Below are 17,732 nucleotides of genomic sequence, written 5' to 3'. Positions count from 1 at the left end.
GCTCAGCCTCCGTAGCTCATGTTGTTCAGCATGCCGCCGGGCCGCATCTGCTGGCGCAGCTCGTTGCCCATCATCGCGCGCAGCTGCTCCTTGACCGACGCGCCGATCCGCTCGGCGAGCGCCTTGTCCTGCTCGCGGTCGCCGGTGGAGCCGCCGGCGACATTCACCGTCACCGACTGGGTCACCGCAGGGCCGCCATCCTGCGCCGCCTGGATCAGGCGGTCAGCGTTCGTCATTTGTTCCGGCGTGAAGACGGCCTCGCCCTTGCGGGCGATGATCGGGATCTCGCCCGCCACCAGACCGCCGGTGTGGAAGCGGGGAGCGCCGGCGAACAGCCCGGCGGACACCATCCGCCCCGGCCGGCCGGTTTCACCGACGATGCCGCCGGTGTGGAAGAGCGCCGAAATGAAGCTGGCGACGCCCGACAGGATGCCACCCAGCGGCCCTTCGGGTTTGAGCAGTGAGGAAAAGAGGCCGGAGATGCTGGACATCAGGCCGCCGAGCAGCCCCTCCGGTTTGAAAAGCGAGGATACCTTCGACCAGATGGTGCCGAACAGGCTGTCGGAGGTGAAGAGCGAGTCGATGAAACTGAAAAGTCCGTTGCCGGTGTCGGCCGTGCCGGTCGATCCGCCGCCGGCTGTGCCATTTCCATTGGCGGACGTGTCGGAGGACGCTTTGGCTTCGTCCTTCTTGTCCGTTTGAGCGGATGACGACGGATCGCCGGCCTTCGCGACGGCTTTACCGTTTTCGGGAATGCTGGTCTTGAAGCCCAGCACGTTGAGCAGCCCGGCGCCGGTCTGCTCCGCAATCGATTTCACGAGGAAATCCCGCAGCTTGTTCCGCATGGTGGTGAACAGCTTCTGAAAAGCGGGACCGATTTGCTGCTTGCCGGTCACGACGCTCAGCACGCCGTCGCTCCAACCGCCGAGCAGGCTTTGCAAACCGTCGCCGAAGCTGGCCTTCACACGTTCGCCAAGCGGACGCAAGGCAGAGCCCATCACCTCATTGTATTTCTTGGCAGCCTCGTCGGTCTTCTGCGCGGGTGCGTCCGACGGAGCGCCCTGCGCAGCCTTCGCATCGGTCTGCCCTTGGGCAAACTGTGCGGCAGCGCTGTAAGGCGCCGCAAAACGGTTCGCCATCGCCTGCGGTGTGATCAGATTCTTGCCAGCCTCATGAATTTCATTGAGCTGCTGGCGCGTCTCATCCAGCAAGGAATAGGTCTGCACTGCAAGATTGTTGACGGTACCATCCAGGCGTTTGATGGAAGCGGTGCAAGATTTATCGAACGTGATTGTCATGATCGGGCCGGCGGCGTTTTCAGCCATGGTTTTCCCTTTCTGTTAGCCGAAGCGGGCACGCAGTCTGGTTCTGGCCTTTTCGGTCAGGCCCGGCTCCCCAACCGCCTGGCCGCCCGCCGGACCGCCATCGGGCAGGTCGGCGAAGGCGAACGGCGTGCCGACCCGCTGGCGCAGCCGGTCGTGCAGTTCGCGGGCACCGACGCCGGCCGCCGTCAGATGCACCGGCAGCCAGTCGGCCATCTCCTCCGCGCGCAGCCGGTCGATCTCGTTGAACAGGGTCCAGAACATCCGCACCGGCAGCGCCAGCAGGCGCAACGGGTCGATGCCATAGAAGCGGCTGACGCGGGCGAAGCAGTAGGCGAAGTCGAGCCGCGTCAGCGGGCCCGACGGCTCCCCCGCTTGCCCGCCCGCGGCTCCCCCGGCTGGCGTTCCGCCGGTTGGCCGTCTCCCACCGGATCGATTCCGCGGATGAAGGCCAGCAGGACCAGGAGCTGGCCCAGATCGAGGCCGAGGATCTCCTCGCGCGGGGTGTCCTCGAGATGGCCGGCGATCACATCGACCAGGATCGGGATCTGCGCCCGGTCGCTGCCGGCCTCCTCGAGCTTCCGCTCGATGTCCCCGGCTTGCAGGAACTGTTCGACGGTCATGTTCTTCAGGATCCGCTCGCGCCCGCCGATGACGACGCTGCGGGAAACGCGGAACTCATCGAGGTTCAGGATGGTGGGCTGGGACATGGAGGGTTCCGGTCGCTGGTGGCGGGCAAGGCCCGCGAGGGCGGCCGCAGGGGCGAAAGCCCCCGCGGCCGTTGACCATCGCGGTCAGGCGGCGACGGGGGCGCCGAAGGCGGCGATGCGGTTGCCGGCGGTGCCGTCCGGATAGCAGCTGAAGGTGACCTCGTAGACGCGCTCGCCGCCGTTCTCGTACTTGAAGGTGAAGTTGGGCAGTGGTGCTGCCTTGAAGGCGATGAAATCGTCCTTGGTGGTGGAGGCGGGCAGGGCGGTGGGGTGCAGCTTCAGCGGGGCGGCGATGGCCAGCAGGTCGATGTTGACGCCGGAGCGGATCTCGACCCCGACCTCGGCACCGGCCGCGCCGACGCCGACCGCCTGCGGCATCACCGCCAGCAGCTTGGTCAGGTTGGTTTCCAGCATCGGCACCTTGACCGACACCTCGGTGCCGGTGATGACGTCCTTGATCGGGGTCTCGCCCATCTGGTCGGCCTTTACCTGATAGTTCGTGGTCTTGACGGTCACTTCGACGCCGCCCTTGGTCGAGCCGAGATCGATGCCGTCGAAGGCGACGTCGCAGATGCCGAGGGCGATGTCTTCGGTGGTGATGGCCATGGGTATAGTCTCCTAATCAGGCGACACGCCAGTCGGCGCGATAGTTGACGATGAAGGTGAAGGTGCTTGCCGTCTCGTCGTGGGGCATCAGCGGCTCGTGCTGGGGCAGGCACGAGATGACGAAACAGCCCCCGGCCGGAGCCGCCCGCAGGGTCAGGGCGTCGGCGATCGCCAGGGCACGGGCCTCCCCGGCGAGATAGTCGGGATCGTGGGTGCGGACCTGGAAGGAAAGCCGGCGAAGCCCTTGCGCATAATCGCGGCGGGTTCCGCCCCGCGGCAGGAAGACCGATCCCGCGGCGGTGTCCTGCGGCGCCCGGCCCAGGAACAGGGTCCCTCCTTCGGTTCCCAGCCCTTCGGCTTCGACGTGTTTGAGCAATGCGTGCAGCAGCATGGCCTCGGGACTCCGATAAGACGGTCAAGGGGAGGCGAATGGCGGGAGGACATTCGTCCCATTGAACCTTCATCCGTTAAAAGGATATAATTCCTTTAAGCGGATGATTATCTTACCGCACGGGCAGGCGCTACATCTTTTTGGAAAAGCATTCAGGAACAAGGGGTTGACCCGAAATTCGGGACGTGGCCGAGGCCACAGATGGCTTTGTCCCTCGAACGGTCAGCGAAGCCCGGTCCGTCCGCTCCACGGCATGCCCCGGCTGGACAGACCGATCCCGATCCTGCCGCTCAGGCTTGTTCGACGCGGTTCCTGCCGGTGGCTTTCGCCTTGTACAGCGCGGCATCGACGCGCTGGAGCAGGCTGTCGATATCCTCGCCGGCCGTGGCCTGGCCCACGCCGATGCTGATGGTGACCGCCCCGCCGCACGCCATCCGTTGCGCGCTCACCCTCTGCCGCAGAGCGTCGAGAACGCCCAGGGCGATGGGCAGGTCGGTCTCGGTCAGCAGCAGGGCGAATTCCTCGCCCCCCCAGCGCGCCAATGCATCCGAGCGGCGCAGCCGGTCCGACAAGGTGGCGGCGACCACGCGCAGGGCATCGTCACCCGCCTGATGCCCATGCGTGTCGTTGAAGCGCTTGAAATGGTCGATGTCCATCAACGCCAGGATATAGGGGCGCCCGTACCGCTCGAGCCTGGCCGCGGCCTCACCCACCGCCTGCTGGAACCGCCGGCGGTTCCACACCCCGGTCAGCGGATCGTGCATCGCCGCCTGTTGCAGTTCCGCCTCCAGGCCCTTGCGGTCGGTGATGTCCAGCAGCACGCCGTTGAACAGCAGGGTGCCGTCGTTCCGGCGGCGCGGCTGGGCGCGGCCCAGCACCCAGCGTCCGCCGGCGATCTCCATCTCGCCTTCCCAGACCCGACCGGCGCGGCCGGCCTGCCGCAGGCCGCGCCGGACCCGCGCCCACCCCTTCAGCGTCATCACAGGCGCCAGAGTCCGCGCAGCAGTCAGGTCGGCATCCGGCCGCACGCCGAACAGGGAGGCTGCGGCGGTGCTGAAATAGGTCGCGCGCAAGCCTCCGCCGGGATGGAGTTCGGCCTGGAACACCGCGCCGGGAAGGGCATTGGCGAGATCGCTCGCCTGGGCTTCCCGTTCGCGCTCCTCCGTCAGGTCGAAGAAGCTGATGACCACGCCGACGATCCCGTCATTGTTGCGGATCGGGCTGGCGGTCAGGCGTACGGGAAAGGACGTGCCGTCGCCGCGGTACAGCACCGTCTCGATGTCGCGCACCGGCTCTCCGGCCTCCGCAACCCGGAACACCGGATGGGATCTGCCACCTTGATCCGGGCCACCTTCATCGGGGCCGCCGCGGAAGGAGTCACGAAACAGGAAGCGTCCGATATGGCTGCGAATCAGCTCGCTTTCATGACGGAAGCCGAAGGAGCGGATGGCGGTGGGATTGACAAAGGTGACGGCGCCCGAGCGGTCGATGCCGCACACCCCGACCTGCACGTTCTCCAGCAGCAGGCGATTGAACTGCTCGGCCTCGATCACGGCGGTGATGTCGTGGATGATGCACAGCAGAAGCTTGCGCCCGCCGAGATGGATGGGGCCGGCATAGACCTGCACATCGCGCACCGACCCGTCGGCCAGCCGATGGTGGAAACGCTGCGGGTAATGGCCGCCCTCCCAGGACGCGATCTCGCGCATCGCCGGCAGGATCGCCCTCCCGAGCTGGTTGATGTCCCAGACATGAAGGCTGCGCAGCCGATCCAGGCTGTGGCCGTAAAAGACGGCGGCCCGCGGGTTGGCATCGACGATGGCGCCGTCGCGTCCGGGATCGATCAGCAGGATGGGAGCGGCGTTGGTGGAGAACAGCGCGTCCAGCACGCCGGCTCCATCCATGCCGCACACGCTGCCGTCGCCCGGCCACAGGGGGAAAGCGCCCGGCCTGGGATCGGCGGACGCCCCGCCGTCCATGTCGCGCTCACCCTGCTCCGCCATTGCGGACTCCCCCCATCGATCGTCCAGGATCGGTCGAACGGCCAGAGAACATGCTGCATATCCTGGCAATCAATAATATAGGGAATCAAGCTTAAACAAAGCGTTGTCGCAGGGTGGGGGAAAGGGCCGGCTTGCATTCCGGCAAGGAGACTTAACCCCGTCCATTCAAGGGTTCCACGGGACGAAGGTTCGGCAGGACGCCGGACCCTGTGGGCGATATCGCGATCCGGTTGGTCCACCCACCCTGTTCTTCTGCCACATCGCCCTGCCCGAACGCGTGAACTCACTCCCGCGGGAGTGGATTTATCCTCGTCTGCGCACCGGCATCCGCCGGCCTTCGGCAACCCTGGCAGCAGTGGGAGGTTGGCATGAGTATGATTAGGCGCAGCTCCGCTGAGTTTCTCGGGACATTTTGGCTGGTCTTCGGCGGCTGCGGCAGTGCCGTCCTCGCCGCCGCCTTTCCGCAGGTCGGGATCGGATTGCTCGGGGTGTCGCTCGCCTTCGGCCTCACCGTCCTGACCATGGCCTATTCCATCGGCCACATCTCCGGCTGCCACCTGAACCCGGCGGTCACGGTCGGGCTGTGGGCCGGCGGGCGGTTCCCGGCCAAGGACATCCTGCCCTATGTGCTGGCCCAGCTGGTCGGCGCCTTCGCGGCGGCCCTGGTCCTCTATGTCATCGCCACCGGGAAGGCCGATTACAGCCTGGCCGTCAACGGCCTCGCCGCCAACGGGTACGAGGCGCATTCGCCCGGCCAGTACAGCATCACCTCGGCCCTGGCGATCGAACTGGTGCTGACCTTCTTCTTCGTGCTGGTGATCCTGGGCTCCACCGACCGGCGGGCACCGGCCGGCTTCGCGCCGCTGGCCATCGGCATGGCGCTCGTGCTGATCCACCTGATCGGCATCCCGGTCACCAACACCTCGGTGAACCCGGCACGCAGCACCGGTCCGGCCCTGGTTGTCGGCGGGTGGGCGCTTCAGCAGCTCTGGCTGTTCTGGCTCGCCCCGCTGGCCGGCGGCCTTGCAGGCGGGCTGGCCTACCGCGCCCTTGCCGAGGAGATGCCGGCGAAGCCCGCCATCACCGGGCAGGCGGAAAGCTCCACCTGAAGCGGGCGCAAGACGCCCTTATCGCCGCCCTTACCGCCGATGGGACCGGTTCGCAGGGATCCGGTCCCGGAATGGCCCGCCTCCCGTGGCACGCCCCCTATACCACGCCGATGTCGCAACGCCTCGCCGCCGTCCACTGTTATTCAGGCAGGACCAACGGCGCAGAAGGCGTATTCATGCGGCAGTTCGACCCCGATTCCAACCCGATGACGGAGGCCGATTACGGCATCGTGCTGGGCCTGTTCATCGGCATCTATCTCGGCCTCCTGGTGATGTCCGCGCTGCCTTGACCGTCACGGCCCCGGCAATCACGGCTGCGGTAATCACGGCCCTTCCGGCAGCATCAGGCAGCGGCTCACCAGATTCATCAGCTCGCTCTGGCGGGTGGTTCCGGTCTTGGCGAAGACGCTGCGCAGCTGGCTGCGCACCGTGCTGATCGCCACGCCGCGGCGCTCGCCGACCTCGGCCGGGGTCAGGTCGGCCAGCAGGTCGGCGACGAGGCCGGCTTCCACCGCCGTCAGGCCGAACAGGGCGCCCAGCCGCCTTCCCAACCCCGGCGCCATTGCGGCCGGATCGACGATGTAGACCATCGCCCCGATGCGCGCACCGCCACCGCCACTGCCCCCGCCGTCCGCATCGTCGAACGGTCCTGCCGTCTCGGGCGGCAGCGGCAGAACGCTCAGCAGATAGGGCGCCCGGCCGGAGGGACGCGACACCCGAAGGTCGGCCGCCTCCCCCCGGCGCGCCGAAGTCCCCTTTCCGCCCGACGACACCGCAGCCTCGAGCAGATGGGCAAGCCGGCGCGCCTCGCCCCCCTGTTCGGCCTGCAACCGCCCCTGCACAAGCCGCAGGCCGTCCCGCCCATCGATCATCGCCTGCCCGGCCCGGTTCAGGCCGGCGATCCGCCCGGCGGTGTCGAGCAGGACGACACCCATCGGCAGCCGGTCGATGGCGCGGCCGCTCCAGCGGGCTTCCTCCCGGCCGTCCCGGTCTGCCAGCAACCGGACGCGCAGCCGCATCGCCCGCTGGAGATGGGGGGCGCAGTCCTGGAGAAGACGGACCGTCTCGTCGGAAAAGGGGAGGGCATCGACGGGCCGATGAAGGCTCAGCACCGGCTGCACCGATGAAAGCTCGCCGCCGTCGGACAGGGTGAGTGCGCACAGCCGGCCCATGCCGTGATCCCGCAGTAGCTCGTTGAAGAAGGCCGAGCGCCACAGAACCGCATCCGGCACCAGTTCCTCGCCGCGGCGGACGACGCAGCGGTTCAGCAGGCCGCGCGCCGCCGCGGCGTTCGTCCAGACATCGCGATGGCGGAAATGTGTGGTGTAGTCGGCCAGTTGCCTGTCCGTGATGTTGTGGCGGGCCCACAACGCGGCGGTCAGGCTGTCATGGCGGGGGGCGGCGGTGAACAGAAAGCCGTGCGTCGCATCGGTCAAGGCGCAGAGCCGCTCCAAAACCCCTCCCCAGCGCTCCGGGAAGGTCACGGCGTCGTAGATGTCCTCGATCAGCTGGTCAGCGCCGCCCACTATAGGGAAATCCTCCGTTTCAGATCAATTTCCCGTAAGCAACGGTTCGCACTCAAGCGCCATCGGTTGCATATGACCATCGTTCGAACGTCTCGTCCGTCATGTGAAGGATGCGATCCCCGGAATTTTCCTCAAAAGTCACCGGACAGAATCCCTGCCGCAGACAGGAGCCTTCGAACCGGAGCACGCCCCCATGACCGCGTCCATGATCGATGACGGCCGAATGGATCATGCCGGCCCATCGCCGCAGCAATGGGCGACCGGAGGCCGGATGCGCTGGGCCCTGGTCGCCGACCGCAATCCGTTGCTGCGCGAGGGGCTGCGGCTTTACCTGGAGACGCTGGGCTGGGGGGTGGTGGCGGGCGGCACGATGGAGGAAGGGCTGGCTCTGCTGGCGCGGTCTCCTGCCGCCTTGTTCGGCGCCATCGGTCCCGACCTGATCGTACTGGGGGAGACCGGACCGGAGCACCGGGAAGCCGGAGGGCCGTGGCCATCCGGCTTCGACCGTCTGACCGCGATCCGCAGTGCCGCCCGCCCTGTCCTGCTGTCCATCGCCGCGACCAATCACGACCTGATGGTCCGGGCGCGGAACCGCGGCTTCGAAGCCATCCACATCGACATACCGCCGCTCAATCTGGAGGAATTGCTGCTCGGCTGCGTTCGCCGGATCGAACGGGGGTGAGGTAATGGTATGATCTCATCATATATTTTCATGAAGACATGCCATTTTATTTTGAGATCGTTTGATTTGGAGAAAGCGGTATCCGGGTTGACAACAAGACTACCCAAGCGGCTTCTCAACCCGACCGACCCTTAGAGTCCCGCCGCCATCATGCCCGACACGTTCCCCAAAGCCCGGAATGCCGACCGCCGCAAGGCCGCCTTCTTCGACCGCGACGGTGTGCTGAACGAAGACATCGGCTTCGCCCATCGTCCCGACCAGATCACCTGGATGCCGGGAGCCAGGGAGGCGGTGAAGCGGCTGAACGACGCCGGCTTCCTGGTCTTCGTCGTCACCAACCAGGGCGGGGTCGCCCGTGGCCTGTACAGCGAGGAGCATGTGCGCACCCTGCATCGCTGGATGCAGCAGGAGTTGCGCGCCGTCGGCGCTCATGTCGACGCCTTCTATCACTGCCCGCACCACCCCGATCATGGCGAACCGCCCTACCGCACCGACTGCACCTGCCGCAAGCCGGAGCCGGGGATGCTGCTGCAGGCGATGGCCGAATGGCCGGTGGAGCCGAAGGGCAGCTTCCTGATCGGCGACCGCGACACCGACGTGCAGGCGGCACAGCGGGCGGGCATCGAGGGGACGCTCTACCGCGGCGGCGACCTCGACGCCGTCGTGGCCGGGATCCTGGCGAGGATGGCGTGAGAGCGTAACGGCTAGACCATCCAGCCTTCGAACGACGGCGCCAGCCACAGCGGGACGCCCGCCGCCAGATAGACCGCCGGCACGTCGCGCTTGATCGTGCGCGCCCATCTCTTTGCCGCCGGGAGCATGATCTGTCCGGCCTATCCCGCCCGCTGAACGGCGGAGGAAAGGGAGGGCGAGCCGGCGAGATGGTATCCCAACCCCGACAGCCCGTGCAGACCGACGTAAAGCCCGACCGCCAGGATCAAAGCACCGGAGACATAGGGGGCTTGGCGGGCGATGCGGCCGAAGGCGCCGGACCAGCGGCGCTCGGCATGGCGCATCCCCACCGCCGCGATCACGCCGGCCGACATCAGGGTCAGCGCCAGCCCGATGCTGAAGCACAGCACCAGAACGCCGCCCAGAGCGACCTCCTTCAACTGCAGGCACAGCAGCAGGACGGTGATAGCGGCGGGGCAGGGGATCAGGCCGCCGGTCAGGCCGAACAGGACGATCTGGCCGGTGGTGACCGGCCGCCCGTCAAAGCGGCGGCGGATTTCCTCGGCATGCGCCTGCGCGTGCGCATCCTCCGGCTCGTCGTCATGATGGTGGTGAGCATGGCGATGGCCGCAATCATGGCCGTGCTCATGATCGTGGTGATGGCCGTCATGATGGTGATGGGAGTGCTGCTCCCGCCATGTCCTTGCCATCATCCACAGCGCCACCCCGACGATCAGCACCGCCGAGGCGACCTGGAAATAGGGTTCGGTCGTCGCGGCGTCCCACCCCTGGCCCAGCCGCAGGCCGACGAGCGCCACCACCCACACCACCAGCGTGTGCGAAACCGTCGCCGCCAGCCCCAGCAGGACCGCCTGCAACACCGTGCCGCGGATGGCGACGATGAAAGCGGCCATCATGGTCTTCGAATGGCCGGGCTCCAGCCCATGCAGGGCGCCCAGCAGGATGGCGCTCGGAACGAACAGCCAGGCCTGCCCGGCTCCCTGCTGCAACAGGGCGGCGAAATCCGGCATTCCAGCCCCCTTAGAGGTATTTGGTGATCGCCTTGAACTCGGCGACGGAGCGGCGGGACTCCTCCGGTCCGGCATCGACCGCGGCGTCCAGGCAATGGTCGAGATGGTCGTGGATCAGCAGCTTCTTGGCCTCGCGCACGGCGCTTTCCACCGCGTGGAGCTGCTGCGCGATGTCCAGGCAGGGGCGTTCGGCCTCGATCATCTCGATGATGCCGCGCAGGTGACCGTCGGCGCGCTTCAGGCGCTTGACGATGTCGGGATGGGAATGGTGCTTGCTCATGCCCTGATCCTATCCCCCTGGAGGGGATAGAGTCAAAAGCAAGGTCTTCCCCGTCCGGGATGGCGCTTGGGGCCGCCACCCCGGATGCGGCAAGGCGATCAGTGGCGGGCGAAGACCTGCGGGCCGCCGGCGGCGCCGAACAGCATGACCTGATAGGGCTGGCCGCTGGCCATATCCATGCCGGGGGCGTCCTGCGGCATACCGGGGACCGCCAGCCCACGGGCCTGCGGCCGTTCGGCCAGCAGCCGCGTCACATCCTCGGCCGGCACATGGCCTTCCAGCACATAGCCGCCGACCCGCGCCGTGTGGCAGGAGGCGAGATCGTCCGGCACGCCGGCCATCCGCTTCATCGGCGTCACATCGTCGACGGTGTGGACAGTGACGTCGAAGCCGGCCGCGCGCATGTGCCGCACCCAGCCTTCGCAGCATTCGCAGCTCGCCGCCTTCCAGACCTCCACCGCCGCGTTGCCGGTTGGGACGGCGGCGCGGACCATGCCCGGCAGCCCCACGGACCCGAGGCCGAGCGCCAGGACGGCAAGCGCCGCCCCCTGCATCATCGTCCGCCGTGTCATGTTCATAGAACTTCTCCTAAGATAATCAATGCCTTGCCCAGAACGCTCACGGGCGGATGGACAGAAGGCGCAGGGCGTTGGCCGTGACCAGCACGGTGGCGCCGGTGTCCGCCAGGATCGCGGGCCACAGCCCGGTGACACCAAGCACGGTGGTAAGCAGGAAGACCGCCTTCAAGCCCAGAGCCAGTGCGATGTTTTGACGTATGTTGGCCATGGTGCGGCGCGACAGCGCCACCAGCGCCGCCACGTCGCCGACCCGGCCGTGCAGGATAGCGGCATCGGCCGTCTCCAGCGCCACGTCGGTGCCGCCGCCCATCGCGATGCCGACATCGGCGGCGGCGAGCGCCGGGGCGTCGTTGATGCCGTCGCCGACCTTCGCCACCCGCTGCCCCCGGGCCTGGAGATCGCGGACGATGCGCAGCTTGTCGTCCGGCAGCAGTTCGGCATGCGCCGCCATCCCCAGCATCCCGGCGACCGCCCCTGCGGTGCGGGCATTGTCGCCGGTCACCATCAGCGAGCGGATGCCGGCGCGCTCCAGTGCTTCGATCCCGCTGCGGGCATCGGGGCGCGGCTCGTCGCGCATGGCGATCAGTCCGGCGGGGATGCCGTCGACCAGCAGGACCGAGACCGTCTTGCCCGCCTCGGCGAAGGCGGCGGCCCGATCCGCCTGTGCCGCACTCAGCGACGATGCCGCGGCCTGGGGCGACAGCAGGGCCAGCAGACGGCCGTCCACCTTGCCGGTCAGCCCGGCGCCGGGAAGGGCGGTGGCCTCGTCGGCCGCCGGCGGAGCGATGCCGCGTTCAGCCGCTGCGGCCAGGATGGCGCGGGCCAGCGGATGACTCGATCCGGCCTCCAGCGCCGCGGCATCGGCCAGCAGCTCCGCCTCGCTGCCCAGCAAGGGGATCAGGTCGGTGACGCGGGGCTTGCCCTCCGTCAGGGTGCCGGTCTTGTCGAAGGCGACGGTGGTGATGCCGCCCAGCGCCTCCAGCACGGCGCCGCCCTTCAGCAGCAGTCCGCGCCGCGCGCCGTTCGACAGGCCGGCGGCGATGGCCGCCGGGGTGGAGATCACCAGCGCGCAGGGGCAGCCGATCAGCAACACCGCCAGGGCGCGGTAGATCCACTCCGTCCAGTCGCCGCCGGAAAGCAGCGGCGGCACCACGGCGACCAGGGCCGCCACCCCGACGATGCCCGGCGTGTAGAAGCGGGCGAAGCGGTCGATCAGCCGCTCGGTCGGGGCCTTGCTCGCCTGCGCCTCCTCCACCAGCCGGACGATGCGGGCGATGGTGTTGTCGCGCGCCGCCGCGGTGACGCAAACGCGCAGGGCACCGTCGGCGTTGATGGTGCCGGCGAAGACCTCGTCGCCTTCGGCCTTCGGCTTCGGCACGCTTTCGCCGGTGACAGGGGACTCGTCGACCGCGCTGCGGCCGGACAACACAATGCCATCGGCCGCCACCCGGTCGCCCGGCCGTACCAGAATGACGGAGCCCACGGCCAGCCCGGCGGCGGGAACGGAGTGCGGGGCACCGCCGTCCTGTTCCAGCAGCGCCGTGTCGGGGACCAGCGCGGTCAGGCCGCGGATGCCGGCGCGCGCCCGGCCGGCCGCCACCCCCTCCAGCAGTTCGCCGACCAGAAAAAGGACAAGGACCGTCGCCGCCTCCTCCACCGCGCCGATCAAAAGCGCGCCGATGGCGGCGACCGTCATCAGCATCTCGATGGAGAAGGGGGTGCCGGCCCGTGCCGCCGCCAGGGCGCGGCGGGCCACCGGAACCAGCCCGACCAGCAGCGCCAGAGGGAAGGCCCAGGGCTCCGCCGCCGGCACCAGCAGTCCCAGCGCCGTCGCGGCGGCCAGGGCCGCACCGGCCGCCAGGGTCAGCCGAGCCTTGCGGCCCCGCCACCAGGGGGCTTCGGACGCATCGTCGTGGCCATGGGAGTGCCCATGGGAATGGTCTTGGGAATGCTCATGGGAGTGGCTGTGGGAATGTGGCTGGGCCTCGGCCCCGCAGCAGCCCCCGCCGCAGCTTGACGGTCCGGCCTCCGCCACCGCATCGGCGGGGGTGGCGCCGTAACCAAGCGCCGTCAGCGGACGCACCACCGCATCGGCGCCCAGCATGCTCTCGTGCGAGACGGTCACCGTCCCGGCGGGCACCGACACCCGCACCTTATGGATCCCCGGCACCCGGCGCAGCGCCGTCTCGATCTTGGCGGCGCAGGAGCCGCAATCCATGCCGGAAACCCGGTAGCGGCTGGTGCGCAGGGCGGTGCCGGCCAGAGGATCGGAAAGGGAGTCGGAAATCGGTCCGTGCATGGAAGAAGCTCCTCGATCATGGCCGTTGCCGGCAGCTCTTCCAAAGCCTAGATCCTCCAGTGACTGGAGGATCAAGAGGGAAATGCCGACCATGTCCAGCCTGCCCGCCACCCCGCCATCCCCCCTGACCATCGGGGCGCTCGCCAAGCAGACCGGCGTGAAGATCCCGACCATCCGCTATTACGAGAGCATCGGCCTGCTGCCGGAGGCACCGCGCACCGACAGCAACCGGCGCACCTACGACGGCGGGTCGGTCCGCCGCCTGCGCTTCATCCGCCATGCCCGCGAGCTGGGGTTCGAGGTGGAGGCGATCCGCCAGCTGCTGGCCATGGCCGACGATCCGGGCCAGCCCTGCCGGGAAGCCGACCTGCTGGCCCGCACCCATCTGGCCGAGATCGAGTCCCGGATCGCCCGGCTGGAAGCCCTGCGCGACGAGGTGCGGCGGATGGTGGAGGGCTGCGCCCAGGATCAGGTGCGCAGTTGCCACGTGATCGAGGTGCTGGCCGACCACGCCCACTGCCTGCACGACCGGCACTGAAGCCCTGGCTTGCGCTGAAAACCTGGCCGGGACGAAGCGCCGCAGCGGGCGGGCACGCCCTATGACCTGGAAGCGGTTGCCCGGCGGGCCACGGGGTTTATAGTCAAGCTCATGCAGTGTCGAAACCTTCCGTAACTCCGGCAGGCGCCACGAGGTGGCCTGCAGGAGGATCGGATCGCCATGGCGACGATAAAGGGAGCAGGCTCGGACATGAGTGGGGGAGCGGCGGCAAAGGCGGACCGGAAGCGGGCCTCATGCTGCGGCTTTTGAAGGAAAACCGCCCGCTCCAGCGTATCGGGGCGCTCGGCATCGGCCTGCTCGCGGTGCTGTGCGGCGGCACCGCGATGGTCCTGGACCGACTGCACGACGAAACGGTGACCGAGGCGATGCTGGGCCTGCGCACGCTCAACGCCTCGCTGGCCGAGCAGACGGCGCGCACCATCGAAGGGATCGACCTGACCGTCAGCGGGATCGCCGAGCAGATCCCGCTTGAGAACCGGCGCAGCCCCGAAGCCTTCAGCCGGCTGCGGACGGACCGGCAGGTCTACGAAATCCTGAAGGCCAAGGCATCCAGCCTGCCGCAGATGGAGGCGCTGAGCCTGATCGCCGCCGACGGCACCCTGGTCAATTTCACCCGCCAGTTCCCGGCCCCGGTGCTCGACCTGTCCCAGCGCGACTATTATCTGGCGCTCAAGGATGCCGATCCGGGACGCGCCTATCTCAGCCGGCCGACGCAGAGCCTGGTCACCCGGGACTGGACGCTCTACATCGCGCGGCGCGTGAACGACCCGGACGGCAGGCTGGCCGGGCTGGTCGTCGGGGTCATCCGCCTGTCCTATTTCGAGCAGTTCTACCGCAGCCTCCATGTGACGCCGGGCAGCGGCTTCAGCCTGTGGTGGCGCGACGGCATGCTGCTGGCGCGCTTCCCGCCGACGCCGGACAGGATCGGGATCGTCGCCGCCGACCCGATCATCGACAGTCAGCTCTCCCAGTCCGGCATCGCCGCGACCACCCTGAAAAGTTCGATCGACGGCGAGGACCGCATCCTGTCGGTCCAGCATCTGCGCAACTACCCGCTGGTCGTCGCGGTCAGCCGGACGCGCGGGAAGATTCTGGCGCGCTGGGAGAGCCAGGCGGTCGTCATCGCCGCCGCCGGGCTGGTCAGCGCGGTGGCGCTCGCCCTGATGCTGTGGGCGATGGCCCGCCAGTTCCTGGCCTACGAGACCGCCAACCGGGCGCTCGGCGAGCGGCGGCAGGCGGTGGAGGCCCGCGACGAGGCGGAGGAGCATGTCCGCCAATTGCAGAAGATGGAGGCGCTGGGCCAGCTGACCGGCGGCGTCGCCCACGACTTCAACAATCTGCTTCAGGCGGTACGCTCCAGCCTGCACATGCTGGAGGCGGGCGGCGAACTGCGCGGGGCGGAGAGCCGCCGGGCCCTGGAGGTCGCGAGCCAGGCGGTCGACCGCGGCGCCACCCTGACCCAGCATCTGCTGGCCTTCGCCCGCCGCCAGCGGCTGGCCCCGGCGCCGGTCGATCTCGGCGCCCAGGTGGCGGGGATGGCGACGCTGCTGGAGCGCACGCTGGGCGGCGCCATCCGCATCCGCATCGACCGCGACGCCGATGTGCCGCCGGCGCTGGTCGATCCCCACCAGTTCGACATCGCCCTGCTGAACCTCGCCATCAACGCCCGCGACGCCATGCCGGACGGCGGCACCCTGACCATCGCCGTCACCAGCCTGCCGGTGGGAACGGTGGGGGAAGGCATTTCCCCGGCCCTGGCGCCCGGCGGCTATGTCGCCGTGACCGTGCGCGACAGCGGGGCCGGCATGCCGGCGCACGTGCTGGCGCGGGCCTGCGACCCCTTCTTCACCACCAAGCCGGTCGGGCAGGGCAGCGGGCTGGGGCTGAGCATGGTGCATGGCCTGACCGCCCAGTCCGGTGGCGGCATCCGGCTGGAAAGCCATCCCGGCCTGGGCACCGCGGTGACGCTGTACCTGCCCCACGCCCCGGCGGAAAACCCGCCGGAAATCAGGTTGGGAAGCAGGGCGGACACGCCCGGCGGCCCGGCGGTCTCGACCGGAACCGACCCCCTGCCTGCGCCGTCCGCCGCTCTGCGCATCCTGCTGGTCGAGGACGACGCCCTGGTCCGCATGGCGAATGCGGCGGTGCTGGACGAGGCCGGCCTCATGGTGTCGGAGGCCGCCGGCGGCGAGGAGGCCCTGGCCCTGCTGGAGGCGGACGAGGGCATCGGCGTGCTGGTCACCGACTTCGCCATGCCCGGCATGACCGGCGCCGACCTGACCCGCCTCGTCCGCCGCCGCCGCCCCGGCCTGCCGGTCCTGATCGTCACCGGCTATGCCGAGAAGGCGGTGCTGCAGGATCTGGGGCGTGAGCCCGGCATCCGCATCCTGTCCAAGCCCATCCCGCCATCGGCCCTGATCGGGCACATCATGACGGCGCTGCGGGACCCCCGCGCCGCCATGGGTGCCGACATCGGGTGCTGAGGTCGCACACCGGCGTCAGGTGTCCTTCAGGCAAGCCCCCACATGGGTGAAGCGGAAGCGCGCATCGATCGGCACATCGGGAAAGGGCAGTCCATGGCCGTCATGGGCGCTGTCATGCACGAGGCAGCAGCCCTCGATCAGCGGCCAGACGACCCGACCGAGGAAGCGCTGGTCCCCCAAGCGTCCGTCTTCGGCGCGGGCGGCAACCTCCACCAGAGAGGCCATCGGCGGCAGAATGCCGGCCCGCCCGCCCCACATGCCGGCCAGCATCAGCTCGGTGTGCATGATGTGATCGCGCATGACGTGGAAGGGGAGGCCGGAGGCCAGCCAGGCATCCACCGCGGCCCGCTCCCGACTGTTCAAACGGGAATCGGCGTCGCGGCACAGGAAATGGCTGACCGTCGGGTCGTCGGAGACGAGGAAGCGCCAGAACAGGCCTCGCACCGGTCCGCTGCCCGCTTCCATGGCGACCAGTTCCGCCCCCGCCGCGGCCAGCTCGTCGAGAACGGATGCCGGCACGGACTCGTCATGGTGGATGCGGCAGGTCCAGCCCGGATAGAACTCGGCCGCAAGCCGGACATTCTCCAGCGCGCCCTGCGTGTACAGGGATGCGGAGCCCCACAGGCTGAAACTGATGATCCGCCGCGTCCGGCCGTCCTGCGAAGCTGCGGGAACCGGTGCCGCTCCGACGCCCTGCTGGCCCTCCCGCGCCGCTTTCGCCTTCCACGTCAGGATCGCACAGGCTTCGCTTGCCGCCTCCGCCATCCGCCCGCAGTGGAAAAGCGTCGCGACGAGGTATTCCTGCGTATCCAGATGATCGGGGGCGAGGGTACCGGCACACCGGAAGGCGGTCACCGCCTCCGCCATCCGCCCGGCGTTGCAGGCGGCGACCCCGGAATTGTACCAGACAAGGCGCGAGGACGGAGACAGTGCCAGGACAGCGCGGTAAGCCGCCAGGGCGGCCTCCCAGTCCTGCCGGTCGAAGCGGGCATCCGCCAGCCCGGTGCGGATGCGGAGATCGCCGGGACGCAAACGCGACGCCTCCATGAAGGCCGCTTCGGCAGCGGTCGGGTCGCGGCCGTCCAGGCAACCTGTGCCGTGATCCAGCAGCAAGCCGGACAGCGGCTCGGCAGCCTGCGGCGCGCCCAGGGCATGCGCCCGCCGATAGGCGTCCATCGCGGCCCCGGTGCGGCCGGCGGCACGCAGCAGGTTGCCGTAATTGAGGAGATACTCCGCCGAGTCCGGCCGCCGGGCCACGGCTTCGGCGATCCGGGCCAGCCCTTCCTCCAGCCGCCCGGTCTGGCCCAGCAGGATACCGGACAGATGAAGCGCGTCCGGATATCGCGGCTCGGCCTCCAGAACGCGGGCATAGAGGGTTTCCGCCTCGGCAAACCGTCCTGCGGCGTGCAGATCAAACGCCAGAAGAGTCGCTTCGGAGAGGGTGGCCATCGTCCCCTACATAGCCGAGAACAGGCCCCCGA

The 17,732-nt window shown here is 68.8% G+C and carries 17 protein-coding genes; 5 read left to right on the top strand and 12 right to left on the bottom strand.

What is annotated here, in order from left to right; translation table 11 throughout:
- Positions 1 to 2: 2 nt before the first annotated feature.
- The 6 genes from CRT60_RS36385 to CRT60_RS01775 all read right to left on the bottom strand — a co-directional run bounded on the left by CRT60_RS36385 (position 3) and on the right by CRT60_RS01775 (position 5,032).
- Complete coding sequence (locus CRT60_RS36385) at positions 3 to 1,325, bottom strand: hypothetical protein (protein WP_098734726.1); 1,323 nt, start codon at positions 1,323 to 1,325, stop codon at positions 3 to 5.
- A gap of 15 nt (positions 1,326 to 1,340) precedes the next feature.
- Positions 1,341 to 1,613: a hypothetical protein gene (locus tag CRT60_RS01795; protein ID WP_244592209.1), complete on the bottom strand. Its 273-nt coding sequence runs from the start codon at positions 1,611 to 1,613 to the stop codon at positions 1,341 to 1,343.
- A 59-nt stretch (positions 1,614 to 1,672) separates the two neighbouring features.
- Entirely contained in the window at positions 1,673 to 2,032 is a 360-nt protein-coding gene (locus tag CRT60_RS01790) for a hypothetical protein (RefSeq protein ID WP_098734725.1), read from the bottom strand.
- Positions 2,033 to 2,116: 84 nt separating this feature from the next.
- Positions 2,117 to 2,638 carry a hypothetical protein gene (locus CRT60_RS01785; protein WP_098734724.1) on the bottom strand — a complete coding sequence of 174 codons (522 nt, stop codon included), beginning with the start codon at positions 2,636 to 2,638 and terminating at the stop codon, positions 2,117 to 2,119.
- A 16-nt stretch (positions 2,639 to 2,654) separates the two neighbouring features.
- A complete protein-coding gene (locus tag CRT60_RS01780; RefSeq protein ID WP_098734723.1) occupies positions 2,655 to 3,029 on the bottom strand; it encodes a minor capsid protein in 375 nt (124 codons plus the stop codon).
- A 290-nt stretch (positions 3,030 to 3,319) separates the two neighbouring features.
- Positions 3,320 to 5,032 carry a sensor domain-containing diguanylate cyclase gene (locus CRT60_RS01775; RefSeq protein ID WP_244592208.1) on the bottom strand — a complete coding sequence of 571 codons (1,713 nt, stop codon included), beginning with the start codon at positions 5,030 to 5,032 and terminating at the stop codon, positions 3,320 to 3,322.
- A gap of 368 nt (positions 5,033 to 5,400) precedes the next feature.
- Here CRT60_RS01775 and aqpZ point away from each other — a divergent pair, with 368 nt between their 5' ends.
- Positions 5,401 to 6,141, top strand: a complete 741-nt coding sequence (gene aqpZ, locus CRT60_RS01770; protein ID WP_098734722.1) for an aquaporin Z — start codon at positions 5,401 to 5,403, stop codon at positions 6,139 to 6,141.
- A 323-nt stretch (positions 6,142 to 6,464) separates the two neighbouring features.
- On the opposite strand, the gene CRT60_RS01765 is transcribed toward aqpZ, so the two are convergent.
- A complete protein-coding gene (locus CRT60_RS01765; protein WP_098734721.1) occupies positions 6,465 to 7,667 on the bottom strand; it encodes a helix-turn-helix transcriptional regulator in 1,203 nt (400 codons plus the stop codon).
- Between the two features lie 193 nt (positions 7,668 to 7,860).
- Between CRT60_RS01765 and CRT60_RS01760 the strand changes: the two genes are divergently transcribed.
- On the top strand, positions 7,861 to 8,349 hold the full coding sequence (locus tag CRT60_RS01760) for a response regulator (protein ID WP_098734720.1): 489 nt from the start codon (positions 7,861 to 7,863) through the stop codon (positions 8,347 to 8,349).
- A gap of 150 nt (positions 8,350 to 8,499) precedes the next feature.
- On the top strand, positions 8,500 to 9,042 hold the full coding sequence (locus CRT60_RS01755; protein WP_098734719.1) for a D-glycero-alpha-D-manno-heptose-1,7-bisphosphate 7-phosphatase: 543 nt from the start codon (positions 8,500 to 8,502) through the stop codon (positions 9,040 to 9,042).
- 140 nt (positions 9,043 to 9,182) lie between these two features.
- On the opposite strand, the gene CRT60_RS01750 is transcribed toward CRT60_RS01755, so the two are convergent.
- From CRT60_RS01750 to CRT60_RS01735, 4 genes are all read right to left on the bottom strand, one after another.
- Complete coding sequence (locus tag CRT60_RS01750; protein WP_098734718.1) at positions 9,183 to 10,052, bottom strand: nickel/cobalt efflux transporter; 870 nt, start codon at positions 10,050 to 10,052, stop codon at positions 9,183 to 9,185.
- Positions 10,053 to 10,062: 10 nt separating this feature from the next.
- Positions 10,063 to 10,332 (bottom strand): metal-sensing transcriptional repressor, encoded by a 270-nt coding sequence (locus tag CRT60_RS01745; RefSeq protein WP_098734717.1) that lies wholly within the window; start codon positions 10,330 to 10,332, stop codon positions 10,063 to 10,065.
- Between the two features lie 98 nt (positions 10,333 to 10,430).
- Positions 10,431 to 10,910 (bottom strand): DUF411 domain-containing protein, encoded by a 480-nt coding sequence (locus tag CRT60_RS01740; RefSeq protein ID WP_098734716.1) that lies wholly within the window; start codon positions 10,908 to 10,910, stop codon positions 10,431 to 10,433.
- Positions 10,911 to 10,950: 40 nt separating this feature from the next.
- On the bottom strand, positions 10,951 to 13,209 hold the full coding sequence (locus tag CRT60_RS01735; RefSeq protein ID WP_098734715.1) for a heavy metal translocating P-type ATPase: 2,259 nt from the start codon (positions 13,207 to 13,209) through the stop codon (positions 10,951 to 10,953).
- Between the two features lie 91 nt (positions 13,210 to 13,300).
- Here CRT60_RS01735 and CRT60_RS01730 point away from each other — a divergent pair, with 91 nt between their 5' ends.
- Both CRT60_RS01730 and CRT60_RS01725 read left to right on the top strand, forming a co-directional pair.
- The gene (locus CRT60_RS01730) at positions 13,301 to 13,747 is read left to right on the top strand and encodes a MerR family transcriptional regulator (RefSeq protein WP_098734764.1); all 447 of its coding nucleotides are present in this window, start codon (positions 13,301 to 13,303) and stop codon (positions 13,745 to 13,747) included.
- A 254-nt stretch (positions 13,748 to 14,001) separates the two neighbouring features.
- Entirely contained in the window at positions 14,002 to 16,251 is a 2,250-nt protein-coding gene (locus tag CRT60_RS01725; RefSeq protein ID WP_098734714.1) for a hybrid sensor histidine kinase/response regulator, read from the top strand.
- Between the two features lie 15 nt (positions 16,252 to 16,266).
- Here the strand turns inward: CRT60_RS01725 and CRT60_RS01720 are convergent, their stop codons facing one another.
- On the bottom strand, positions 16,267 to 17,700 hold the full coding sequence (locus CRT60_RS01720; protein WP_098734713.1) for a tetratricopeptide repeat protein: 1,434 nt from the start codon (positions 17,698 to 17,700) through the stop codon (positions 16,267 to 16,269).
- Between the last annotated feature and the right edge of the window lie 32 nt (positions 17,701 to 17,732).

It is taken from the genome of Azospirillum palustre (genome assembly GCF_002573965.1).
Lineage (GTDB): Bacteria > Pseudomonadota > Alphaproteobacteria > Azospirillales > Azospirillaceae > Azospirillum > Azospirillum palustre.
This window is presented reverse-complemented; position numbering and strand designations above follow the sequence as displayed.

Coding starts and splice junctions, on each gene's coding strand:
- CRT60_RS36385 (WP_098734726.1), bottom strand. CDS start 1,325: ATGGCTGAAAACGCCGCCGGCCCGATCATGACAATCACGTTCGATAAA.
- CRT60_RS01790 (WP_098734725.1), bottom strand. CDS start 2,032: ATGTCCCAGCCCACCATCCTGAACCTCGATGAGTTCCGCGTTTCCCGC.
- CRT60_RS01785 (WP_098734724.1), bottom strand. CDS start 2,638: ATGGCCATCACCACCGAAGACATCGCCCTCGGCATCTGCGACGTCGCC.
- CRT60_RS01780 (WP_098734723.1), bottom strand. CDS start 3,029: ATGCTGCTGCACGCATTGCTCAAACACGTCGAAGCCGAAGGGCTGGGA.
- CRT60_RS01775 (WP_244592208.1), bottom strand. CDS start 5,032: ATGGCGGAGCAGGGTGAGCGCGACATGGACGGCGGGGCGTCCGCCGAT.
- aqpZ (WP_098734722.1), top strand. CDS start 5,401: ATGAGTATGATTAGGCGCAGCTCCGCTGAGTTTCTCGGGACATTTTGG.
- CRT60_RS01760 (WP_098734720.1), top strand. CDS start 7,861: ATGACCGCGTCCATGATCGATGACGGCCGAATGGATCATGCCGGCCCA.
- CRT60_RS01755 (WP_098734719.1), top strand. CDS start 8,500: ATGCCCGACACGTTCCCCAAAGCCCGGAATGCCGACCGCCGCAAGGCC.
- CRT60_RS01750 (WP_098734718.1), bottom strand. CDS start 10,052: ATGCCGGATTTCGCCGCCCTGTTGCAGCAGGGAGCCGGGCAGGCCTGG.
- CRT60_RS01745 (WP_098734717.1), bottom strand. CDS start 10,332: ATGAGCAAGCACCATTCCCATCCCGACATCGTCAAGCGCCTGAAGCGC.
- CRT60_RS01740 (WP_098734716.1), bottom strand. CDS start 10,910: ATGAACATGACACGGCGGACGATGATGCAGGGGGCGGCGCTTGCCGTC.
- CRT60_RS01735 (WP_098734715.1), bottom strand. CDS start 13,209: ATGCACGGACCGATTTCCGACTCCCTTTCCGATCCTCTGGCCGGCACC.
- CRT60_RS01730 (WP_098734764.1), top strand. CDS start 13,301: ATGTCCAGCCTGCCCGCCACCCCGCCATCCCCCCTGACCATCGGGGCG.
- CRT60_RS01725 (WP_098734714.1), top strand. CDS start 14,002: ATGCTGCGGCTTTTGAAGGAAAACCGCCCGCTCCAGCGTATCGGGGCG.
- CRT60_RS01720 (WP_098734713.1), bottom strand. CDS start 17,700: ATGGCCACCCTCTCCGAAGCGACTCTTCTGGCGTTTGATCTGCACGCC.